Consider the following 21,912-nt stretch of genomic DNA (forward strand, 5'->3'; position numbering starts at 1 on the left):
TACAGTGAGCACTAAATAAATAACGGTACTAGGGCGTGTTGACCTTTGGCGCTTGAATTTGCAGCAGTATGTTTGGTTTTTAGGCAAGGCAGAGCCTATGAAGTGTGGTTATTCCCCATAAATAGGCGATAACGTAGCATAAATGCCAAACATACGCTGCCCTTTTGGGTTCTGCCTAGGGGCGATAACACGGCAAGATCATTATAAATTGAACTTATAGAATATGTAGTGATCAGATCAAGGCATAATAATCACCTTGGTCACGTAAAATATGAGCGCTACTTTTCTGAAACACTTTAATTCAATTACCGATCCTCGCATTGAACGCTGTAAAAAGCATGAGCTTATCGATATTCTCCTTTTAGCCATTAGTGCAGTAATCTCCGGTGCACAAGGATGGGAGGATATTGAAGACTTTGGGCATCTAAAACTTGATTGGTTAAAAAGATATGGCGCTTTCAACGCGGGTATTCCAAGACACGACACCATAGCCCGTGTCATTTGTCGGTTAAAATCAGATGAAATAGAGCATGCATTTCAATCTTGGATATCTTCACTTATTGAAACCACGGGTGCTGATATTATTGCTATGGATGGAAAAACTGCACGTCGTTCATTTACAACCAAAGATAGAAAAAGTGCTTTACATACCGTCAGTGCATGGAGCTGCCAACACCAGTTAGTTTTAGGGCAAACAGCCGTTGATAGCAAAACAAATGAAATCACAGCCATACCTGAGTTACTCACCATGCTAGATATTGAAAATAGCATCATTACACTTGATGCTATGGGCTGCCAGCAAGAAATAGCGAAACAAATAATTAAACAAAAAGCTGATTATATCCTAGCGCTCAAAGGTAACCATTCAGGTATGCAGAGTGAATTAGAAGCTTGGTGGCACAAGAGTGAGCGCGAAGGATTGACCAATAGCAACTATGATAAACATACCGAAATAAGCTCAGGGCATGGGCGCATTGAAACAAGGGTTTGTCAGCAATTGCTTATTGATAAAAGCTGGTTAGATAAAATCTACCAATGGTCTGGCTTAAAGAGTGTTATTCAAGTAACCGCTGAGGTTCACGATAAATCATCAGGTACAGACACGATAGAAACGCGTTGGTATATTAGTTCGTTAGCGTTAGGTGCGGAGCAAGCTCTTAATGCGGTACGAAGCCACTGGCAGGTTGAAAGTATGCATTGGATGTTGGATATGAACTTTAGGGAAGATGAATCAAGAATCCGTAAGAAGCAAGGACCCCTTGTTTTTAACGTAATGAGAAAAATAGCCATGGCGTTATTTAAACAAGATACAACTAAAACAGCCAGTATGGCGAGAAAAAAGAAAATGGCAGGGCTAGACGATGATTATCGCTCAACCCTGTTAGAATCTGGGATTAAAATGCGCTAGCCGTGGGGGCGATAAACTCTTTGTTGCCTACATGGATGTAGGTAAGGGGCGTGAGCAGGACGCGGAAGCTTTGCTCGGTTTTTACTTAGCCCACTAGGTTACAAACCTCGCGCCGCGACTTGATCGCCCCTAGGTTGAACAAATTTCAATCTGCAAAGATCAACACGCCCTAATAAACAAAAAGCGCGTTTTGTGTAGGCAAAACGCGCTTTTTTGCTGTTAAACTAATGTTAACTATTCAGCTAGGTTATGGTGTTTTGCTTTATATTTTAAGCGGTAACTGTGTAATAAGGGCTCGGTGTAGCCACTTGGCTGCATAGCACCTTCTAATACAAGCGCCAAAGCGGCTTGATAAGCAATACTATTTTTAAGTGACTCTTCGCTTTGTGCCATTGGCTTGTACGCGCTGTCGTGCTCATTTTGGCCATCGACCACTTTAGCCATTTTAGCCATAATCGACTCTATTTGTTGTTGAGTACACACCCCATGCTGTAGCCAGTTTGCCATATGTTGACTTGAAATACGCAAGGTTGCTCTGTCTTCCATTAAGCCTATGTGGTTAATATCAGGCACTTTTGAGCAGCCAATGCCTTGGTCTATCCAGCGTACTACGTAGCCTAAAATGCCTTGTGCATTGTTCTCAAGCTCACTTTGAATATCTTCTTTACTGAGCGTTTGCGGCTGAGCCATTAAAGGCGGTGTAAGTAAATCAGTAAGGCTTGCCATGCCTCGTTTGGCAATTTCTTTTTGCTCAGTAAATACATTCACATCGTGATAATGCATAGCGTGCAAAGTGGCTGCGGTAGGCGAGGGCACCCACGCGGTATTAGCGCCAGATTGCACATGAGCAAGCTTTTGCTCCATCATAAGTGCCATTTTATCTGGCATTGGCCACATACCTTTACCTATTTGTGCTTTACCGCTTAGGCCGCAGGCAAGGCCTGTATCAACGTTACGGTCTTCGTATGCTTTGATCCACGGCTGAGCTTTAATAGCGGCTTTTGGCAAAGCGACCCCTGCGTGCATAGAGGTATGAATTTCATCGCCCGTGCGGTCTAAAAAGCCAGTATTTATAAACACCGCGCGCGCTTTGGCTGCGTGTATACAGGCTTTTAAATTTACTGAAGTACGGCGCTCTTCATCCATAATCCCCATTTTTAGGGTGTTTTTTGGCAAGCTAAGTGCTTCTTCTACCATGCTAAAAAGCGTATTTGTAAAAGCAACTTCTTCAGGGCCATGCATTTTGGGTTTTACAATATTGATGCTTTGCGCACTGGTGTTTTTAATGCCTGTTTTTTTATTTAAATCGTGCAGGGCTGCGGTTGCGCTAAACATCGCATCCATAATGCCTTCAAATACGGGTTGGCCGTAAATGTCGGTAATAGCAGGGTTTGTCATTAAGTGACCGACATTACGGACAAACATCATGCTGCGGCCTTTAAGCGTAAGGTTACTGCCATCAAGGGCTGTATATTGTCTATCGCTTTGTAAAGTACGCTCTATGGTTTTATCGCCTTTTTTAAACGATTCAACCAAGTTACCTTGCATTAACCCCAGCCAGTTTTTGTAAACTTGTACTTTATCCTCGGCATCTACTGCGGCAACAGAGTCTTCGCAATCCATAATGGTTGTTAGTGCAGCTTCAAGCAAAACATCTTTTAATCCTGCTTTGTCGGCTTGGCCAATAGGGTGGTGATGGTCTATTTGCAGCTCTACATGCAGGCCATTGTTTTTTAATAAAATAGCACTTGGGTTTTGCGCCTCGCCTTGGTAGCCAATAAGTTGCTCAGGGTTTTTTAATTGAGTATGCGAGCTGTCTCTTAGGGTGATAGACAAGGCGCCTTCAACAATTGAGTAGTTGGTGCTTTCTATGTGTGAGCCATTTTTAAGGGGCAGGGCCTTATCTAAAAACTGGCGCGCATACGCCATTACTTTAAAACCACGAACTGGATTATACGTAGTGCCTTTTTCAGCGCCGTCGTCTTCACTTAATACGTCGGTACCGTACAGCGCATCGTATAACGAACCCCAGCGCGCGTTAGCCGCATTAAGCGCAAAACGTGCGTTGCTAACAGGCACAACAAGCTGAGGGCCTGCGCTGAGTGCTATTTCGGGCTCTACATTTTGGGTTTCAATGGCAAAGTCTGCAGGCTCTGGTACTAGGTAGCCAATGTCTGTTAAAAACGCTTGGTACTGCGCGCTATCCCACGTTTTATTTGTTTTATGGTAGTCATCTATTTGTTGTTGTAGCTGCTCGCGCTTAGCTAAAAGAGCGTTATTTTGCGGGGTAAGCGTTTGTACTATGTTTGCAAAGCTTTGCCAAAATTGCTGCTCAGATAAATGAGTGCCTGGGAGTAGCTGTGTTTTTACAAAGTTGGCCAGCTGTGTATCTACGCTTAGCCCTGAGTGTGTGAGAGTGTGTGCCATATTTACCTTCCTTAAACGGTCGCGGTGTTGTTGTGTGCGTTAAAGCAACAATAACGCAAAAAAGGCTCAGTGCGTGCTTTTTAGCCATTCACAAAAAATATAGCGGCAATAACAACTATAAATTTACTAAATCTAAAAAATAAGCCTAATGTTGAATTAAGCGATACGGAGCACACACTCCTAGCCACTCTCACAATAATTTAAATAATTTATAGACCCGTTCGAAGGATTTTATTATGACAACATACACACGTGAAACCGATACTCTAGCAACACTTTGCCAATCTCAAGGTAGCGCATGGAAAGCCATTAACCCTGAATATGCAAGCCGCATGCGTTTACAAAACCGTTTTCGTACGGGGATTGAAATTGCACAATACACCGCAGATGTAATGCGTGAAGATATGGCCGCTTACGATAAAGACACTAGCCAATACACACAGTCTTTAGGTTGTTGGCATGGTTTTACTGCGCAACAAATGATGATGGCAATAAAGCGTCATCAAAAAACAACTAAGCGCAGTTATGTTTACTTAAGTGGTTGGATGGTTGCTGCACTTCGCTCTGCATTTGGCCCGTTACCGGATCAAAGCATGCACGAAAAAACCTCAGTGCCTGCGCTTATTGAAGAAATTTATACGTTTTTAAAACAAGCCGATGCCCGTGAACTAGACCACTTATTTAATGATCTAGACGAAGCGAAAGCCAATGGCGGCGATGTGCAAGCGGTGCTTGATAAAATTGATAATTTTGAGACGCATGTAGTGCCTATTATTGCCGATATTGATGCTGGTTTTGGTAACGAAGAAGCAACCTACCTACTTGCTAAAAAGATGATTGAAGCAGGTGCGTGTGCCATTCAAATAGAAAACCAAGTGTCTGACGCTAAACAATGTGGTCACCAAGCAGGTAAAGTAACTGTACCGCACGAAGATTTTTTAGCAAAAATTAACGCTGTACGTTACGCGTTTTTAGAACTCGGCATTGATAACGGTATTATTGTTGCGCGTACCGACTCATTAGGTGCAAGCCTTACGCAAAAAGTGCCTGTGTCACAAACGCCAGGAGACTTAGCTAGCCAGTACAACGCGTTTTTAGAAACCACACCTATTAACGGTGTAGATGATTTAAACGAAGGCGATACGGCAATGAAAATTAATGGCCAATTATGTAAGCCAACGCGTTTAGAAAACGGTTTATACCAGTTCCGCGAAGGCACTGAAAAAGACCGCGTAGTACTAGATTGTGTAACAAGCTTACAATCGGGCGCTGACTTATTGTGGATTGAAACCGAAAAACCACATGTTAAACAAATTGCAGAGCTAGTTAACCGCGTTAAAGAGCAAGTACCTGATGCTAAGCTTGTTTATAACAATTCACCGTCATTCAACTGGACGCTTAAGTTCCGTGAGCAAGTGTACCAAGAGTGGCAAGAAGCGGGTCGCGACTTGAGCGCTTACCCAAGTCTAGGTGATAATAAAGGCCTAATGGCGCCAGAAATGGACGATACAGAGCTTGCTGCTGAAGCGGATGTATTAGTGCAAAACTTCCAGCGCGATGGTGCACGTGAAGCGGGTATTTTCCATCACTTAATTACACTGCCTACATACCATACGGCTGCACTAAGCACCGATATTTTATCAGAAGGTTACTTTGGTGATATGGGCATGCTTGCATATGTACGTGATGTACAACGCCAAGAAATTCGCCGCGAACAAGCCTCAGTTAAGCACCAAGATTTAGCAGGGTCTAATATTGGCGATACGCACAAAGAGTACTTCTCTGGTGAAAACGCACTTAAAGCCGGTGGTGAAGATAACACCATGAACCAGTTTTAACTTTTCTAGATAGTGTTACTCAAGGGCCGTAAGGCCCTTTTTTTGTTGTATTAATATAAATCAGGCTCGGCTAAATTTAGTTTGGATCACTATTTAACTAGGTAGATATTAAGTACAGCTATATGGCTGCTTTTTTACTGTAAAGCCGCTTTAAAGTGCAAAATCCCCCTTTTAAAAGGCTGGTTTTTACTGTTTTACCCAGTATAAATAAAATAATAAACCGAAATTTTACTAACCTGGTGCCTCTATAAAACAATTTTTTACTAACTGAGTGCTTATAAACAGTGGCTCAAACCGATTTTTTACCAACTCAAGCGATTAAAATTACAATAAACCGAAATTTTACTAACTGAAAAACGCCTAAGTCCGATATGGATAAGCTCAAAACTGTAAAGGGGGTTTACAGTTTGGCATTAATTGACCTAAGCGTTGGTTAACTACAAAAAATAGCCACGTAGGCGTGGCTATTTTTAAACCTAAACACGGAGCTTATTTTTTGTTTGAGTGTTTATCAAACCACCATTGAATGTAGGCAACCTTGGTCATTAAGTTAGAAGGGCGCGCCGTAATACCGTGTGATGCATTAGGAATACGCACCATGGCGGTATCAACACCTTGTAACTTAAGGGCTTGATAAAACTGCTCGGTTTCAGAAATAGGGGTACGGTAATCTGCCTCCCCTGTTAAAAGCATCGTGGGCGTTGTTACGTTACCTACATAGCTAATAGGTGAGCGTTTCATATAGTGTTCAATATGATCCCAAGGTTTACCTGGAAACCAGTAATCGGCAAAAAATGGATAAAAGTCGGCAGTTAGTACAAAGCTGATCCAATTAATAACGGGTTTAGCCACCACTGCTGCAGCAAACCTGTCGGTGTGCCCTACAATCCATGCGGTTAATACACCACCGCCAGAGCCACCGGTTACAAATAGTTTAGACTCATCAATAAAGCCTTTCGCTATTAGCGCATCAACGCCGGTCATTAAATCGTCAAAATCGTTACTTGGGTAATTATGATGAATTGTTTGGGCAAACGTTTTACCGTATGAGTCACTGCCTCGAGGGTTCATGTATAAAACCACGTTTCCTTTGGCTGCAAACAATTGCACCTCGGTACTAAAGTGAGGGCCATAATTAGCCACAGGGCCGCCATGAATTTCTAAAACAAGTGGGTATTTTTTTGATTTATCAAACCCAGGAGGGTATGCAATCCAACCTTGAATTGGCAGCTGGTCGTGGCTCGATTTAAGCCAAATCTCTTCTACGTTGGCAAGTTCTTTATCGCCTAACGCATCGGCATTGAGTGTAGTGAGGCGACGAGCTTTGCCTCGTTTTATAGTGGCTATATCTGCAGGGCGCTGAGTATCGGCAAGTGTAAAAGCAATTTCGCCATCTTCGCTTACATCAAAATCGCCGCCCGAATAAGGACGACCAAACGCAACGCTACCTATTTGCTCGGTGAGCACTTTACGCTTACCACTGCGTGGTTGGTAGGCAAGGGCTGTTTGGCCTTCGTCTGCGTAGCTAAAGTAAACCCCTTTTGAATGGGCACTCCATTTAATTTGCCCCACACTTCTATCAAAATTAGGGGTTAGGCTTTTTGTATCGCCCGTTTTTAAATCACGAATATAAAGCTGCGTGTTTTCGTAATTGGTGCGTTTATCATCATACCCTGTAAAGGCTAGGTAACGCCCATCGGGAGATACTTTAGGTTGTTGGTCAGGGCCGTTTCTATTGGTAATGGCAGCAATCTTTAAGGTGCTTAAATTAAGCTGGTATATTTCACTATTAGTGGGTTTTAGTTGATTTTTCTCGTGCCGATTGGCCGAAAAATAAAGGCTGTTGCCGTTTTTACTAAAGCTTACTTCGCCAGCGTTATTAAACTCATCGTGTGTGAGCTGCTTTGCATTGCCGCCATTTGCATCTATTGCAAATAATTGGCTAAAACCTTTTTGGCTATAACCGCCTCCGTCGGCACGGTAGTATACATCGTCTATAAATTTAGCAGGTTCGGCCCATGAAGCGCCTTTAGGCTTGCCAGGTAAGTTAACAGGTGGTGCACTGCTACTTGGTACAAACATACTAAAAATAAGCTGCTGAGAGTCGGGATGCCAGGTAATTGCGCGTGGGCTGCTGGTTAGGTTACTAATTTTTGCTACAGCACCTGTTTTAAGCCACTTCATATAAATTTGGCTGCTGCCATCGCGGTTAGATATAAACGCAAGGCGTTGCCCATCTGGCGATAGTACCGGGGAGTGATCCATATGCACGCCCGAGGTAAGCGGTTGCAGTTGTTTAGTTTTATAATCAACCGACCAAATGTTACTGACTTTACGGTCCGTTTTTATATCCATACGGTTACGAACAAAGTAAACCGTTTTACCATCGTCTGTTATATCAATTTGATTGGCGTATTCAAGATTAAACACATCTTGTAGCTGTAATGTGTTGTCCTTTGCAAAAGCTAACTGGTTACTACCAAGTAATAAACTGCTACTTAAACTAAGTGCTAAAAGCGTCTTCATTTGTATTCCCTGTTTGGTTTTTGTATATGTAGTTATATGTCAGCAAAGGAGGGATGAAAAGCGCGATGCGGTGAAACTATAATTTAATACCGGTTTAAGTAAAACATGGTTATTTTAGAGTAATAAATAGCGGGCTTACTGCGTTAAATTTTTTATATGCAGCGCCATGTATTTCAGCGCTGTGTTACTTATGCTTTGTTACTGTGCTGTGTTGTTGCGCTCTTTTAAAGCGATATTAGGTTGTACATGATTGGACTAAATGGAGGTTAAAGCTGTAAAGCCCCTTTACAGCTAAGTAGTTTTTAAAGTAAACATGCGTTTTATAGCTTGAGGCTTAATAACGAGTCAAAAGCAAGGTTAGGTTGCTGATGCACACAATGATTTAATTTCTTTAATAAGAGCTATACCGGCTGCGTTATCGCCATGCACGCACAAACTGTTGGCATTTAAGTTTAAGGTGTTTCCTGAGCGAGTGGTTACACAACCCTCGGTTAATAGCTGTTTTACTTGTGCTAAAAGTGCTGGCTTGTCGTGAACGCTGCCATCAAGGTGGCGAGATACTAAATGCCCTTCGTCTGTATATTGCCTATCAGCAAAGGCTTCTAAAATAAGATCTACACCTAAACTATTGGCGGCAAAGGTGTGTTTTGCAGAATCTTTTGTGGCTAACAGCATAAGCTTTAATGGTGCAGGGTAGTGCGCTATGGCAGTAATAACTGTTTGTAAAATATGATCGTTTTTCATCATGTCGTTATATAAAGCACCATGTGGCTTAACATAGCTAAGTGTTAAGCCCTGTACTTTAGCCATGCCATCAAGGGCGGCAATTTGGTAATGTAAGCAATTGGTCAGTTCTTGCGCGCTAAGCGCCATAGAGCGCCTGCCAAAGCCTTGTTGGTCGGGGTAACTTGGGTGCGCACCTATTTGTACATTGTGCTGCTTTGCTAAATACAACGTATCGGCTATTACATCTGGGTCTCCACCATGAAAACCACACGCAATATTTGCCATATCAATATGAGGCATTACCTCATCATCTAACCCCATTTTCCATGCGCCAAAGCTTTCGCCTAAATCGCAATTAAGTTTCATTTTTTATCCCTTGTTATTATTATTTTATGGTAACTGGCAGTACGCCATGAGCGTGTGCATTGCCTAACAATACCTTAGCAAGCGCTGTAAACGCAGGCCCTGCAACAGCATTGTTTTTATCTGTATCTATATTATACGCATAAGAAGCAAGAACTGCATTAGCTCTGCTGCCAAACTGAGCTATGTCGTAGGGGGCACGTAAACTTATAAATATTGTTTTTTTATTCACTGATGCAGCTATATCCAATAAAGATGACAGCGCTTTAGGTTGCTCAGCGGTATTGAGTGCAAAGCGAGGGTCGTCTTTTAAGTCATCCATCCCGCCAATCTCTACAGCGCTTTGATTAGGCGTAGCGTTGCCTGCAATAACAACATCTGCATTTTTAATTAAGCTTTGCGCCTTTACAGGGTCAAACCCTTGTAAACTACTGCAACTATATTTAAGCCCCGCAGTACTTATAGCGCTAAGCGCTTGCTGCATGGCCATGCATTTTCGGGTATCGGGCATAATAATATGGATGTGTTGCCCTTTGCTTAAATTAAGAGGCAATGCATTATTGTTATTTTTAACCTCAGTAATAGCATTTACGGCAAGCTCAGCTTCTATTTTGCGATGTGCTTGAGAGCCAATAATATCTTTTGCTTTAGCCAAAGTGCTTAATGGGTCTAGCTGTGTGGTTAATTTAAATTTATTTTTTAAAGCGGTTATACGCGCAGCTGATTGAGCAACTTCGTCTTTACTGAGTTGTTTATTATTAACAGATGCGACTAATTCATCCATAAGTTTGTCGAGTGCGTTTAAATCAGCTGGTGTTCTGATCTCTATTGGCATAAGCGCTAGGTCAACGCCTGCTGCAAAGGTATTGATTACCGCTTGGGTTGGTGTGAAAAAATGACTAATGCCGGCCATATCTAAAGCGTCGGTTATCACCACACCTTGATAATTTAACTCCCCTCTTAAAATATCAGTAATTATAGTACGCGACATAGTGGCGGGTTTTATCATGCTTTTGCCATCAACACTTACAAACGTACTGTTATCGAGTTGTGGGTATTGAATATGCGCCGTCATAATCATACCTGGGTTTTGCGTGGCAATTATGTGTTTAAAGGGAGCTAAGTCTTGTTGGTATATGTCTTCTTTGGAGTGATTTACTTGTGGTAACCCTGTGTGGCTGTCTACGTTGGTATCGCCGTGCCCTGGGAAGTGCTTTAACGATGTAATAACGCCGTTGCTCTCAAATCCTGCCACTTGTGCTGCGCCTAGCTTACTGACAAGCGCTGGGTTTTCACCAAACGAGCGCACATTAATTACCGGATTATCGGGGTTCATGTTTACATCTACCGTAGGGGCATAGTTAACATTAATACCTAACGAATTAAGCTCTTTAGCTATAACAGTGGCAGTTTGGGTTGCGTATTGAGTGCCATACTTTTTATAAGTTGCACCAATAGACATATTACCAGTAAATGAAGTGGCAACATCGCGTGGTAAACGCGCTACTCGGCCGCCTTCTTGGTCTATCGAAATAAATAACGGCAGCTTTGAACTTGATTTACTCGCCGCAGCCTGTAATTGGCTATTAAGGGTAATGGTTTGCTCAATAGATTGGGTGTTTTCAGAAAATAAAATTACACCACCAATATTATGCTTAGCAATGGCCGCTGCTAGTTCATCAGGTAGGGTAGTAACCGGTGTTCTGCATTGTTTGCTTGACCCTTGCTGACAAAAATAGCGTAAATCGAGTATTAGTTTTTGCCCCAATTGTTGTTCAACAGACAGTGAAGGCTTAGCAAAAGAAGATTGTAATGGCATTAAACACCCAGATAAAAAAACAACAGACGAAATAAAGCATTTATTTAGCAAAACACACTCCAACGCTAAATAGATAAGTGGCAGTAGCTTATCTATTTTTGTGTACAACTGCAAAGTGCAGCTGTTTGTACACACAGGGTAAATTGTAAGGCGTGTATCATGGCTGAATACGTTTTATCTAAATGGTGAGTAGGTGTTAAATTAGCTGTACTCATTGCCGCCGTTTTAAAAACTAAAGATTAAATAGTTCATTGTTTTAATTGGCCAGTTAACTATTAAAGCCGCGCAGGGGTTAAGCTATAGGCTAGCCACGGGAGTTATTAAAGGCTAAGCACAAACACTATTTATTGCCTGCATTACTATAAAGGCTTGACATATATAGTTAACTCTATATAGTAGGCCGCAGCTAGAAAGAAAGCATGTAATTTATAAATCTCCATTTCGTTGTTGTATAAGTAATACTTGTAGTACCGTCCTGAAGTTTTTAAGTACCATCTCATTTTTTGCTACACCCGCTCTTATGAGCATATTTTTTATTTTTATATCAGGATATTACAATGTCTAACATCGTATCAGGTACAGTTAAGTGGTTCAACGAGTCTAAAGGTTTTGGTTTCATCGAGCAAGAAAACGGCCCAGACGTTTTCGCACATTTCTCAGCAATCAAAAGCGAAGGTTTCAAAACTTTAGCTGAAGGCCAACGTGTAGAGTTCACTCTTTCACAAGGTCAAAAAGGTCCTCAAGCGGATAACATCACTCCGTTATAATTTTTACTTTTAAAGTAAAAATAAAAAAAAGCGCTTAAGGCGCTTTTTTTGTGTCTAAAATTTGACTGTAAAATAGCGCCATCTATCATTTAATAATATAAATTAATGTAGTGGTGCGGTTATTCTAAAACTCTTTCCTTTTATTGCTTGTTTCTTCTTAAGCACGTTTACTTATGCAAACCATTTTAAGTTAGTTATTTATACAGATCAGTTTGCACCTTATAATTTTATTAACGAGCACGGCCAACTTGTTGGCGCTAACTACGATATAGTCAACGCACTGTGTATTAAAGCAGAAGTAGAGTGCGACTTTAAAGTCATGCCTTGGAAGCGTGCCGCAATGCTTGTGCATAAAAAGCCTTATTCAGCCATTTTTTCAATGGCGCAACATACTAACCGAATTCCTTTATTTAATTGGCTTGGCCCGTTAACTACTGCACGTACTTATTTTTATAAGTTAAAAAGCCGTCCTGATGTCACTGTAAATACCCTTAACGACACCACTCTTTATTCGTTAGGCATGGTAAGGGGAGATATATATCAATCATTGGTCAAAAAAATAGGGTTTGTAAACGGGCAAAACTTAATGACGTTTGGTGAAGAGCAACAATATATTCAGCTTTTTATAAACAATAAAATAGATCTTATTTTAGGCTCGGAGCACGTTATTTATAACCAATTAAAGCCTTATAACGTGAGCTTACTTGATGTAGAGCAACTTACTGAACTACCTGTAAGTAACGATCTTAAAGATAATTATTTAGCGTTTAATAAAGCGGTGCCGCAGCATATAGTAGAGCGCTTTCAACGGGCCTTTAAAGTGCTAAAACAAGAGCGCAGTCTCGATTCGTTCATAGCGCCATATAGCAATAATTAATCACTAAGCCCCTATTTTAGACTTTATTACTTAGGCACTAATTAACGTAACTAAGCGTTAAAACTGCGCTTAAATAAGCAAGGTTTAGCTTCGGTGCTAGGGTAGCCCTTGGGTATTTTTAAGTGTGTAAAAGGCTTTTTGTAGCGCGTTTATATAGCGCATATCGGTGTTTTTATTTGCTGCCAAATAGGCATCTACCTTGAGTTCTTCTACATTATATATGGCTTTAACTTCAGCGTCAGGGGTGGGCAAATACTGACTTATTTGATGTATTAGTTCGGGGTCATCAACAATTAAGTCTACTTTTTTGGCAACCAGTAACGCATACGATTTTTGTATATCGGTGGTTAGCACAACTTCAAAACCCAAGTTGGTTAATATATCAGTAGAAAAGTCGTTACGTTGCATCGCTATTTTGTATTTTTTTGCTTCCTCAGTATTGTTAATAATTATGTCGTCACGCTCTTTAAGCGCAACAAAAGCAAGCTCAAAATGTGAAACTGGGCCTATCCAATGAAAGTTGTTTTCTCGCCCTCTGGTGCGCGCTATGGTGTAAATAAAGGTGTTTTGAATAGTACTGGCAAGTCTAAATGCTCGCGCCCATGGATACATTTGTATGTCGGGCGTTAGGTTAGCCTTTGCAAAAATAGCCCTTATAAACTCAGTGCCTTTGCCTGTCACTTTTCCATCAACAAGTATTTGATCGGGCGGCGAGAGTTCCGTGACAACTAAAAGAGGGTCTGAGCTTGCGTAGCTATTAAAAAAACAAACAACAATACTAATAAAAGTTTACGCATTTATATAAATCGACTTATCAACAGCGGCTATTTTATGAGTGTGCTTAAAGGTAGAGCATCAATAAAACAGTAGGTTACATTAGGATAAACCTAATTGTGGCCTAAAATTTATAATTTACCACTTTTCAATAATGCAAATTTATCGCAAAAATATAAAAAGCCATGCGCGTATATGTACTTAAAGGCAAGAAAGAGAAAGTTGTTTTTAACAGGAAGAATATATTTATAGGGCCCTAAAACGATAAAAGGGCCTTGCGGCCCTTGGTGAAGTATCGTTCAAGTCAGATAGTGCTTTAACCCCTTAAAGTACTATCTTCTTGTTTTGCAACACCGGTGTTCATCTCATTAAGTTTCTAAGCTAGCGAGAGGAAAAACCCAGCAATTGCTGCGCTCATAAGGTTAGCCATAGATCCTGCTAACACTGCTCTGAGCCCTAAGCGTGCGATATCCTTTCGCCGACTAGGCGCCATACCGCCTAATCCACCTAGTAAAATAGCTATCGACGATAGATTAGCAAACCCACATAACGCAAATGTTACAATTGCTTGAGTGTGCGCACTTAACGTATCGCGATAATTTATAAAGTCTAAGTAAGCAACAAACTCATTTACTACTAACTTTTGACCAATAAAACTACCTGCTATGATTGCCTCATCCCACGGTACGCCAAGTAACCATGCAACAGGAGCAAATACATAACCTAAAATTTCTTGTAGCGTTAAAGTAGGGTAATCAAACCACCCACCAATACCGCCTAGTAAACCGTTTAATAACGCTATTAATGCTACGAAAGCTAATAGCATTGCGCCCACATTTAGCGCTAAATGCATGCCGTTAGCTGCGCCTGATGCTGCTGCATCAATAACATTAACTGGCTTGTCTTCATCGGTGTCTAAATCAGCAAGCGTATCTTTAGGTGTTTCGGTCTCTGGCACAATCATTTTGGCCATTAAAAACCCACCTGGTGCAGCCATAAAGCTGGCGGCAATTAAATACTTAAGCTCTACACCAATAATTACGTAACCTGCCATTACAGAGCCTGCTACCGTGGCTAAGCCACCTACCATTACTGCAAACAACTCAGACTTAGTCATGGTTGCTATAAACGGCTTAACAATTAAGGGTGCTTCAGTTTGGCCTACAAATATATTAGCCGTTGCTGAGAGCGATTCTGTGCGCGAGGTTTTCAATAGTTTTTGTAAACCGCCGCCCAGAATTTTAATTATCCAATCCATAATGCCAATGTGGTAAAGCACAGCAACAAGTGCTGAGAAAAACACAATGACCGGTAAAACTTGAATAGCAAAAATAAAACCGAGTGTATCTTGCGATGCAAGTGGGCCAAATAAAAACCCAATCCCGTCGTTTGCAAAGCTAATTACCGAAGAGACGGCACTAGACATACTTGCTAACACATTTTTACCTGCTTCAAAAAACAGTACAAACCCACCAATAACTACTTGCATAGCAAAGGCTATCGCTACGGTGCGTAAGTTTATTGCTTTACGATTAGTCGAAGCCGCAAAAGCAATACTTAGTAGTACAAACATGCCTACTAAGCTCATAAATGTTGTCATACAGATGTTTCCCGTTATTATTCTTGTAGTAAATACTTAATTTTACTTTTAATAATATCAATCGCAACGCGGTTCATTCCGCCTCGAGTCACAACCAAATCAGCGTTATGCTTTGAAGGCTCAATAAATTGATAAAACATCGGTCTAACAGTTGCTTGATATTGCTCAACAACAGATTGTAATGTTCTGCCTCTTTTTTCCATGTCTCGTTGCATACGACGCATTAAGCAAATATCAAGGGGTGTATCTATAAATACCTTAATATCAAATTCTTTATTAAGTGCTTTATCACTTAATAATAAAATACCTTCTACTATTAAAATTTTAGCTGCAGCAACGCGACGAGTTTCATCGCTTCGTGTGTGTTGTGCATAATCATAAGTAGGTACTTCGACAGAGTTACCACTACGAAGTTGAGTTAAATGTTCAAGCATTAACTCATGTTCAAATGCATCAGGATGGTCGTAGTTAGTTTGCGTACGGTGTTCCATAGGCAAATGCGACTGATCCTTGTAATAAGCATCTTCTTCAATAATGGCGATAGCGCCTGGTTCAAGCTCATTAACCAACTCATTGTAAATAGTTTGGCTAAAAAGAGATTTGCCCGACGCTGATGCGCCAGCAATAGCTATAATAGTTCGTGTCACTAAAGTTCTCACCCACACAGAAAGGAAAAGTTGTTTGGTTGATCACAATAGCAAAAAAGACACGAATAATCTCTTTTGCTTTGCTTAAGAACGCAAATTTATAATGTTTAGCTTTTATGAAACAGGACTTATGTCCTGTACGGAAAATTCGATCAGCGGATAAAGTAACCACCTAGAAGCAAAGTGAGGTCAACATGGCAAGAGCAATCATCTTAATGGCAGACAGCCTAGGTATAGGCGCAGCACCCGATGCAGATAAATTTGGTGATGTTGGAGCAAATACACTCGCCCACTTATTAAAAGCATACCACGACGAAACGGGTAAAGCGTTATCGTTACCTAATTTATCTAAATTAGGTTTAATCGATGCCTGTGAAGCCGCGGGCGGTGAAACGTGTTTAGTTTCTGATCGTCAAGCATCGCAAGGTGCATGGGGTTATGCAAAAGAGCTTTCAAGCGGTAAAGATACGCCATCAGGGCACTGGGAAATGGCCGGCGTACCTGTGTTATTTGATTGGGGCTACTTCCCTAAAACACAGCCGAGTTTTCCACAAGAATTTGTAGACGAATTTATAGCCGCTACCGGTATACCTGGCATTTTAGGCAACTGCCATGCATCAGGTACCACCATATTAGAGCAGCTCGGCGAAGAGCATGTAAAATCAGGCAAACCAATTTGTTACACCTCTGCAGATAGCGTGTTTCAAATTGCCGCACACGAAGAGTCTTTTGGCCTCGAGCGCCTTTACGAAGTGTGCGAAATTGCCCGCGAATTACTTGATAAACTAAATATAGGCCGTGTTATTGCTAGGCCATTTTTAGGCACAAGCAACGCAGATTTTGCCCGTACTGGTAATCGTCGCGATTATTCAGTATTGCCGCCAGCATCGACCCTATTAGATGTGCTATCTAAACACGGTGGTGAAGTAATAAGCATTGGTAAAATTGCAGATATATATGCACACCAAGGCATTACTCAAAAACACAAAGCCCCAGGGCTGATGAATTTGCTTGAAAAAAGCAGCGAAGTATTTGCAAGTGCGCCAGATAACAGCTTAATTTTTACCAATTTAGTTGATTTTGACGAAAAGTTTGGCCACCGTCGCAACCCAGTTGGTTATGCAAAAGCGTTAAAAGAATTTGACGATTACTTACCAACTATACTAAACCAATTAAATGCAGATGACGTGTTAATGATCACTGCAGATCACGGCTGTGACCCAACCTTTCCAGGTTCAGAGCACACCCGCGAATATGTACCAGTTATAGCTTATCAACCGGGCATGCAAAATACCCCGCTTGGCGAGCGCAATAGCTTTGCAGATATAGGCCAAACCCTTGCACAGTGGTTTAACTTACCTGCACTTGAATACGGTGACGGCTTTTTAAATAAGCTAAACGCGCCTAAATAAAAAGGAAAACAATTAATGAGTACTCCGCATATTAGTGCAAACGTTGGTGACTTCGCTGAAACAGTATTAATGCCGGGCGATCCGCTTCGTGCACAATACATTGCTGAAAACTTTTTAGATGATGCAGTACAAGTAACAGGCGTACGTAACATGTACGGCTTTACAGGCACATACAAAGGTAAACCTGTAAGTATTATGGGTTCGGGCATGGGCATACCATCTATGTCTATTTATGCGCGTGAGTTAATTGTAAGCTTTGGCGTTAAAAATATTATTCGTATTGGTACCTGTGGTGGTATTGGTACAGATATTAAAATTCGCGACGTAATTTTTGCACAAGGCGCAAGCACCGACTCAAACGTAAACCGTGCACGCGTTCGTGGTTACGATTTTTCAGCAATTGCTAACTTTGACCTACTTTTAAACGGTGTTAACGCCGCTAAAGACCTAGGCATTAAAGCAAAAGTAGGTAACGTATTTACTACCGATACCTTCTACCAAGCTGACGACACATTCTACAAAGACCTAGATAAACTAGGTGTACTAGCTGTAGATATGGAAACAGCAGGTTTATATGGTGTAGCTGCAGAGTATGGTGCTAACGCAATGGCACTATTTACCGTAAGTGACCACGTGATCACTGGTGAAGCAACACCTGCAGATGAGCGCCAAAGCACATTTAACGAAATGGTTAAAATTGCTTTAGAGTCTATTTAATAAAGGCAATTTTATTAAATTAGCAAACAGTTCCTTGGTAACGTATTCACTAAGTTTTGGAGACACGCCCAAAGTGAAGTGAGACTAAACCCCCAAAGCCGCATATTATGCGGCTTTTTTTATGCCTATAAAAGCGCTACTTTTAAAGCGCCAGCAAGCTGCACGTCTGTACAGCACGAGCTAACTACGTAGCAGCGAGTTTACCTCGCGTTTTATATTGAATTTTTTCGCGGCATAAAGCCGCTGCTACTCATTAACTCCACCATAAAGTACACAGAGGCGCTTTGCGCTACATATTAGAAAACACGGGGTTTGGTTCATCACTTCTCATTATCTTCTCGGTGTTCTCAGTGGTGATATAATCACTTTTAAACAAAAGCAATGCACGTCTACAGGGGGTAGCTCCGACGTTAACTTGACTTGTAGACGTCGAGGCAAGCTCACTGAACTCGATGTGATAAATGATAGCTAATCATTTATCAATGAGAGATACAAGTCGTTGAGCTTGCTCACGCTAGAAGGGTAGTCCCTCATGGCTTTAGCAAAGGGGCTTACACTAGGGTAAAAGCGTTGCTTTTAAAACGCCAGCAAGTTTTGCGTATACTGGGGAAGGCTCAGCTTAGGTGTTAATGTTGATATTGTAAACGTAGAGCTTGCTCAGAGTTGATTTGCACTACTACCATTTGCCTGAGCATCTTCACTTTTTCAATGATTGCATTGTAAGCATCACAACAAATTTATATCGCACAAGCTCACTAATAGTCAAAAGTATCGACTCAAGGTCTGTCACATTCATGCCTAACACTCGCTGAAGCGTAACAATAAAACTTTGCAGCTTCTAATATACGTTTGTAGGAGGAAAGAAGAGGTGTTACAAGCAACTAAGCTAATAGATACTTATTGACAGTAAGGAATTTGAGCAACCTATAAAAAATTATCCAAGAAGTTCTTTGATAGACCATTTGATTCTAGGTATTATTAATAATCTTTATAAATTTACAAGCAGCAGGGGGCTGTGGGTTAAAATTATACCCCAAATAACCACTAAGCTCATGATGGTGTCTCTTTGTAAGAATGTGAAAATAATTTATAGGTATTTAGTCCCCAAGGTTTTACTATTATGCCGTTAACTGCAATGGATAAATTAGCTAGTAGTTAGTATAGGGAGCAATAGCTTTTATTCGTAAGTTTTCAGTTTAGATGCTTACTTTATTGGGTGGCTGTACCGAAATTAAAGTTAATAAGAATAAATATAAAATAATTTTTATTCTTATTAAGCTAATCATTTTTTACTGATTGCTAGCAATAAATTAAAAACTATCGCTATTTTAGCAATGTTTTATTGCTTCAACGGTTAAAAATTAGTATTATTTTTAATCGTTAAAGGTTTAAATAACAAACTTAATATAAAATATTAATTAGTTCATACAAAAATAATTAATTTGGCTTTGTGCAAATAATTAAGTGAGTTAATTAATGACATGGATGATTTATAGGAATTATTATGCATAGTATAGGGGTCGTAATACCATTTTATCAACGAGATAAAGGAATATTGTTAAAATCTCTCAAGTCTATAATTGAGCAAGAAAGCTTAAGTAAAATAACTTACTATGTTGTTATTGTTGATGATTGTTCTCCTCTTTCGCTTTCTGAAGAATTGGCACTCCTGCCTACTTTACCAAAAAATATACATTTAATTAGCCTTTACCATAAAACTAATTCTGGACCAGCTATAGCTAGAAATACAGCATTAAAATATATTCAAACTAAGCTTTGCAATATAGTTGATTATGTTGCATTTTTAGACTCGGATGATCAATGGGGTGTAAGCCATAGCACTTTAGCATTAGAGGCCTTCGACTTAGGTGCTAGCTTTTATTTTGGCAATACAGATCGAGATGGCTTCTATGATTCTAATTGGAATACTGACATTCCTGAAATGGAGCGCGATTTAAGCCACTTTTTAGTAGGCGAGTCTAAATTTTTAATAGATTCACCTGTTATTATCCAGTCAATGTACAATAAATATTTATCGCAAACATCGACAGTTATGTACAGGCTGAGTAAATTTCCAGAGGTATTATTTTGCGACCAACTAAGGTTTGCAGGTGAAGATGAACTAATGTGGCTATTGTTGTGTTCTAATGCTGATAAAGTTGCGTACTACCCTTGTGACATCACAAAATGCGGCAAGGGTGTAAATATGTTTTTTTCGAACATAAGCTGGGACCTTGTAGGTTCATGTAACATTATGGGAAGTAAAGCTCTGGCAACAGCGATGATTTTAGAGAATATTCCATTAGATTCAGAGCAAAGAAAAATTTTAAAGAAAACTTTCAACTCTCATTGCTATGTTTATTTTAAATTAATGGTAAAACATATGCTAAAATTTCGTGACATAGACTTCAAAAATACTCTTCTATTAGTTAAATATTTAGTAAGTAAAGATCTTTCTAGCCTAGGCGAGCATATAAACGTAGAAGTTGAGTTGTCTACAAAATAGTATTTATAAACTTTGTTTATCACTTCTGTGTTTGCTTTTTATATTAATAAAAGTAATTTTAATTTTATTGTTTAAGTGAGCATAAATTAATTTATATAATGTTTATTTGGTTTATATAGTGCTTGGAGTGATTATTTAAGTTTTACAATTTCAGGAGTTACAGTTATAATTTAACAGCGTATGGCCCCTCTCATTCTATAATAACTCCATTCTTATTGTCTTCTCCAAAATCGTATTACGAACAGAACCAAATTTTTAAGTCTTTAAGCGTTTAAGTTTTATATTTACCTAATGTTTAATGCATTAGAGAAATGTTAATCCTAATCTATTGTTTATAGTTAAAGCTAAATAAGTTTACAGAAATTTACTTCGTTTAATTAAAGTTTAATAAGAATTATGTAACCCCTAGGTAAAAGCGTTGCTTTTAAAATGCCAGCAAGCTGTATAGGGTTGGGTTAGCTCTAAGATTAATGTAAACATTGCAGATGCCTAGGTTGCTAAGGGTTGATGCGTATTTTCTCATTAATTTAACACCGAAAGCATTCTGCGCTACACAGAGAAACATGGGGACTGGTTATATTACTTCTTATGGTTTCTCGGTGGTGACATAACCACTTTTAAGACGTGTCTAGAGAATAGGGTTTGTCGAGTAGCAGCGAGTTTACCTCGCGTATGGTATTAATTTTTTCGCGGCATAAGGCCGCTGCTACTCATTGATTGCACCACAGAGGACAGAGGACAGAGGACACAGAGGAAACAATGGGGGGGCATTTTTCCTGTTCTTTTCCTTCACTCCTCGGTGGTGACATAATCACTTTTAAACAAAAGCAATGCGCGCATTCAAAGCATGAGTTAAACTCGCGTTTGCTATTAATTTTTTTCGCGGCATAAAGCCGCTGCTACTCATGAATTCCACTACAAAGCACACAGAGGCGCTTAGCGTTACACAGAGAGCTCGGGGATTGGTTTATCACTTTTTAAATCACTTATTCTCTACCTCTAAAAGCGCAGCGTCTCTTAACCTCTGTGAATAATTGGCTTAACTTGTTTTTCACCACAGAGGACACAGAGGCGCTTAGCGCTACACAGAAGAAACAATGGGAGGTGGTAACATTTCTCCTGCTCTTCTCCTTCACTTCTCTGTGGTAACAAAATCACTCATGAACGAAAACAACGCGCGTCTACAAAGCACGAGCTAACCGCGTAGCTGGAGTTCACCTCGCGTTTGGTATTAATTTTTTCGCGGCATAAAGCCTCTGCTACTCATTAATTGCACCGCAGAGGGCACAGAGACACAAAGGAAAGAATGGGGGTTGGTAAGTCATTTCTCCTGCTCTTCTCCTTCACTCCTCTGTGGTGAAAAAATCACTCATGAACGAAAACAACGCGCGTCTGCACAGCACGAGCTAACCGCGTAACTGGAGTTCTCCTCGCGTTTGGTATTAATTTTTTTCGCGGTATAAAGCTGCTACTCATCTTTTTAATCAAACCAATTTTACCCAAAG

14 protein-coding genes are annotated in these 21,912 nt (G+C 40.3%); 7 read left to right on the forward strand and 7 right to left on the reverse strand.

Annotated elements, in window-relative coordinates; translation table 11 throughout:
- Positions 1-271: 271 nt before the first annotated feature.
- Positions 272-1,408 (forward strand): ISAs1 family transposase, encoded by a 1,137-nt coding sequence (locus VOI46_RS19255; protein ID WP_024602346.1) that lies wholly within the window; start codon positions 272-274, stop codon positions 1,406-1,408.
- A gap of 234 nt (positions 1,409-1,642) precedes the next feature.
- Here the strand turns inward: VOI46_RS19255 and VOI46_RS19260 are convergent, their stop codons facing one another.
- Positions 1,643-3,835, reverse strand: coding sequence for a malate synthase G (locus VOI46_RS19260; RefSeq protein ID WP_004587181.1), 2,193 nt, complete (start codon positions 3,833-3,835; stop codon positions 1,643-1,645).
- 236 nt (positions 3,836-4,071) lie between these two features.
- On the opposite strand from VOI46_RS19260, the gene VOI46_RS19265 reads away from it, so the two are divergent.
- A complete protein-coding gene (locus VOI46_RS19265) occupies positions 4,072-5,673 on the forward strand; it encodes an isocitrate lyase (RefSeq protein ID WP_004587182.1) in 1,602 nt (533 codons plus the stop codon).
- Between the two features lie 489 nt (positions 5,674-6,162).
- Here VOI46_RS19265 and VOI46_RS19270 read toward each other — a convergent pair whose 3' ends face one another.
- The 3 genes from VOI46_RS19270 to VOI46_RS19280 all read right to left on the reverse strand — a co-directional run bounded on the left by VOI46_RS19270 (position 6,163) and on the right by VOI46_RS19280 (position 11,107).
- Positions 6,163-8,199, reverse strand: coding sequence for a S9 family peptidase (locus tag VOI46_RS19270; protein ID WP_282337969.1), 2,037 nt, complete (start codon positions 8,197-8,199; stop codon positions 6,163-6,165).
- A gap of 357 nt (positions 8,200-8,556) precedes the next feature.
- Positions 8,557-9,291 carry a 5-oxoprolinase subunit PxpA gene (locus VOI46_RS19275; protein WP_004587184.1) on the reverse strand — a complete coding sequence of 245 codons (735 nt, stop codon included), beginning with the start codon at positions 9,289-9,291 and terminating at the stop codon, positions 8,557-8,559.
- 19 nt (positions 9,292-9,310) lie between these two features.
- On the reverse strand, positions 9,311-11,107 hold the full coding sequence (locus VOI46_RS19280) for a glycoside hydrolase family 3 protein (protein ID WP_039972206.1): 1,797 nt from the start codon (positions 11,105-11,107) through the stop codon (positions 9,311-9,313).
- 557 nt (positions 11,108-11,664) lie between these two features.
- On the opposite strand from VOI46_RS19280, the gene VOI46_RS19285 reads away from it, so the two are divergent.
- Positions 11,665-11,874 (forward strand): cold-shock protein, encoded by a 210-nt coding sequence (locus VOI46_RS19285; protein WP_004587186.1) that lies wholly within the window; start codon positions 11,665-11,667, stop codon positions 11,872-11,874.
- A gap of 196 nt (positions 11,875-12,070) precedes the next feature.
- Positions 12,071-12,751, forward strand: a complete 681-nt coding sequence (locus tag VOI46_RS19290) for a transporter substrate-binding domain-containing protein (RefSeq protein ID WP_083901803.1) — start codon at positions 12,071-12,073, stop codon at positions 12,749-12,751.
- 96 nt (positions 12,752-12,847) lie between these two features.
- Here VOI46_RS19290 and VOI46_RS19295 read toward each other — a convergent pair whose 3' ends face one another.
- The 3 genes from VOI46_RS19295 to udk form a co-directional block, all read right to left on the reverse strand.
- Positions 12,848-13,432 carry a transporter substrate-binding domain-containing protein gene (locus VOI46_RS19295; protein ID WP_282337968.1) on the reverse strand — a complete coding sequence of 195 codons (585 nt, stop codon included), beginning with the start codon at positions 13,430-13,432 and terminating at the stop codon, positions 12,848-12,850.
- 469 nt (positions 13,433-13,901) lie between these two features.
- Positions 13,902-15,125, reverse strand: a complete 1,224-nt coding sequence (locus tag VOI46_RS19300) for a NupC/NupG family nucleoside CNT transporter (protein WP_004587189.1) — start codon at positions 15,123-15,125, stop codon at positions 13,902-13,904.
- Between the two features lie 17 nt (positions 15,126-15,142).
- The gene (gene udk, locus VOI46_RS19305) at positions 15,143-15,772 is read right to left on the reverse strand and encodes a uridine kinase (RefSeq protein WP_004587190.1); all 630 of its coding nucleotides are present in this window, start codon (positions 15,770-15,772) and stop codon (positions 15,143-15,145) included.
- Positions 15,773-15,966: 194 nt separating this feature from the next.
- Between udk and VOI46_RS19310 the strand changes: the two genes are divergently transcribed.
- The 3 genes from VOI46_RS19310 to VOI46_RS19320 all read left to right on the forward strand — a co-directional run bounded on the left by VOI46_RS19310 (position 15,967) and on the right by VOI46_RS19320 (position 20,407).
- Positions 15,967-17,184: a phosphopentomutase gene (locus VOI46_RS19310; protein WP_282337967.1), complete on the forward strand. Its 1,218-nt coding sequence runs from the start codon at positions 15,967-15,969 to the stop codon at positions 17,182-17,184.
- 15 nt (positions 17,185-17,199) lie between these two features.
- Positions 17,200-17,901, forward strand: a complete 702-nt coding sequence (gene deoD, locus VOI46_RS19315) for a purine-nucleoside phosphorylase (RefSeq protein WP_004587192.1) — start codon at positions 17,200-17,202, stop codon at positions 17,899-17,901.
- A gap of 1,504 nt (positions 17,902-19,405) precedes the next feature.
- Positions 19,406-20,407 carry a glycosyltransferase family 2 protein gene (locus VOI46_RS19320; protein WP_282337966.1) on the forward strand — a complete coding sequence of 334 codons (1,002 nt, stop codon included), beginning with the start codon at positions 19,406-19,408 and terminating at the stop codon, positions 20,405-20,407.
- Positions 20,408-21,912: the final 1,505 nt, after the last annotated feature.

Source organism: Pseudoalteromonas sp. CuT4-3, from assembly GCF_035666335.1.
Lineage (GTDB): Bacteria > Pseudomonadota > Gammaproteobacteria > Enterobacterales > Alteromonadaceae > Pseudoalteromonas > Pseudoalteromonas atlantica.